The sequence below is a fragment of the Cupriavidus sp. 22TCCZM01-5 genome (assembly GCF_057798915.1).
On record NZ_JBYOJR010000094.1, the window covers coordinates 1 to 787 of the forward strand.

General features: G+C 57.4%; 3 tRNA genes and 1 pseudogene. All 4 read right to left on the bottom strand.

The window, feature by feature from the left end:
* Window positions 1-62, bottom strand: a pseudogene (locus AC3FNH_RS32565) (GTP-binding protein); the annotation flags it as partial.
* A gap of 43 nt (window positions 63-105) precedes the next feature.
* Window positions 106-180, bottom strand: a tRNA-Thr gene (locus tag AC3FNH_RS32570).
* A gap of 40 nt (window positions 181-220) precedes the next feature.
* Window positions 221-294 (bottom strand) — tRNA-Gly (locus AC3FNH_RS32575).
* A 50-nt stretch (window positions 295-344) separates the two neighbouring features.
* Window positions 345-430, bottom strand: a tRNA-Tyr gene (locus AC3FNH_RS32580).
* Between the last annotated feature and the right edge of the window lie 357 nt (window positions 431-787).

The following is a 787-nucleotide window of genomic DNA, read 5'->3' on the forward strand; positions in this document are numbered from 1 at the left end:
ACGTGACCAATCGTACCAACGTTCACGTGCGGCTTAGTCCGCTCGAACTTTTCCTTTGCCATTGCGCGACTCCTGTCTCGGTAGCGATGTTGCCAGTGCGGTATTTGGTGCCCATGGGCAGGATCGAACTGCCGACCTCTCCCTTACCAAGGGAGTGCTCTACCACTGAGCCACATGGGCAAAACTAGACGTATTACTTATCGACAGCAACCGCGTGCTTTGGAGCGGGTGAAGGGAATCGAACCCTCGTCGTAAGCTTGGAAGGCTTCTGCTCTACCATTGAGCTACACCCGCCCGGTTCTTTCTGCTTCACCGGCCTGATAGCCAGTCACTGTCTTGCATTCTGGTGGAGAGGGCTGGATTCGAACCAGCGTAGGCGTAAGCCAACAGATTTACAGTCTGCCCCCTTTAGCCACTCGGGCACCTCTCCGCAGAGAACTATGGATTATGGGACCTCTCGCCTCGCCTGTCAAGCACTTTCCGTTGCGGAGTACATCGACCGGACCATCGAGCTGGCCACTGCACGGCTGTCTACACCGGCTATGGCAACCCACAAACACAGTTTGAATTTCTGCGTTCTCACCCTATAGGGAGACGCAGAACGACGCTCCAGCGGCCTCTGGAGCCGGCAGGCGGGCAGCCTGCCCGCCTGCGGTGCGGGACTGCGAGAGCGAATCCGATCGCGGCATGGAAGCCCCAAAAGCAAAAACCCCTCGCAGCACACGCTGTCGAGGGGTTTTGCATTGTAAGAGCCTGGCGATGACCTACTTTCACACGGGTAATCCGC